The organism is Variovorax glucosi (assembly GCF_051216695.1).
Taxonomy (GTDB): domain Bacteria; phylum Pseudomonadota; class Gammaproteobacteria; order Burkholderiales; family Burkholderiaceae_C; genus Variovorax.
Genome location: NZ_JBPJZE010000178.1, coordinates 1 through 1,266, shown reverse-complemented (window position 1 = coordinate 1,266; position 1,266 = coordinate 1). Strand labels below are relative to the sequence as shown.

Below are 1,266 nucleotides of genomic sequence, written 5' to 3'. Positions count from 1 at the left end.
GGGGCCTGCCCACACGGCCGACACCGGCATCATGTGCGCGAGGTTCAAGGTCGAGACGATGGGCTGGCGCACATTCGCGTAGGCATGGCCCGGGATCGACGACAGCCAGGCCTCGACCGCATTCAGCGTCTCGGGGATCGTGACGAAGCCCCGGCCCTGGATCGTGCGCTCCACCGCGCGCAGCTTCTCGTCGGCCGCCGCCGCGTCGGCGTCGAGCACGGTCACCGTGGCGGTCACATAGCCGAAAGCCACCTGGTCGATGCCGAGCTCCTGCAGCGCCGCATCGGCATCGGCTGCTTTGTTCGAGGCGTCCGAGTCGACCAGCGGGCTCTCCTGCTGGAAGATCGTCTCTCGCAGCAGCGCCACGATGTTCTTGCGCTTGGCGAACCACTGGCGGCGCAGCCGCACGAGTTCCTTCTCCGCCTCCGCCTTGTCCAGGCACAGGAAGCGCGTGCTCCAGCGGTAGGTGAAGCCCAGGCGGTTCAGGTCGTCGAGCAGGCCCGGCCAGGTCGAGGTCGGGAAGCCCCGCACCGACAGCACCCGAAGGTGACGGCTGCCGAGCATCGGCGCCAGCCCGCCCGTCAGCGGCTCGTCGGCCAGCAGTGCATCGAGGTGCGTCGGCACCTCGGGCACGGCGACCGCATGCCGGCGGGTGGACACGCAGCCGTGCAAGTGGGTCAGCGTTTGGGCATCGTCAAGCCAGCCGATCTCGGGCATCACACCTTCGAGCAGGCCGAGGAAGCGCTCTGTCTCGGAGACGAAAGCTTCCAGCCGTCCTCTCCAGTCCGATCCGTTCGAGGCATCCGATCCCGACTTGTCTTCCGTCCCGGCGTTCTCGTAGAGCAGGTCCGTGGCGCGCGCCTTCGATTCCTCGGGCGGCAGGTACAGCAGCGTCAGGTGATAGCAGCTCTCGAAATGGCTGGCGTCCTCCTCGAAGGCGGCGCGGCGCTCCTCGTCGACCAGCCAGGACAGAGGCTCCGGGAACGACGACTCTGGATAGCCGGCCGCCTCGCGGCGCTCGGCCTCCACGAACAGCGCCCAGCCCGAGCCGAGCCGCCGTAGCGCGTTGTTCAAACGCGCCGAGGTGGCGACGAACTCGCCCTGCGTCGCGCTGTCCAGGTCCGGCCCGCGGAACCGCGCCGTGCGCTGGAGCGATCCATCCTTGTTGAGCACGACCCCGGGCGCGACCAGGCCAGCCCAGGGCAGCCAGTCGGCCAGCAGCGCCGGCCGCTTTCGGTAGTCGGCGAGATTCAGCATCGCGTCTCC

General features: G+C 69.1%; 1 protein-coding gene. It reads right to left on the bottom strand.

Annotated elements, in window-relative coordinates; all coding sequences use genetic code 11:
- A partial coding sequence (locus tag ACSFA3_RS24035) for a VirB4 family type IV secretion/conjugal transfer ATPase (RefSeq protein WP_475544582.1) occupies nucleotides 1–1,257 on the bottom strand: 1,257 nt, incomplete at its 3' end.
- Between the last annotated feature and the right edge of the window lie 9 nt (nucleotides 1,258–1,266).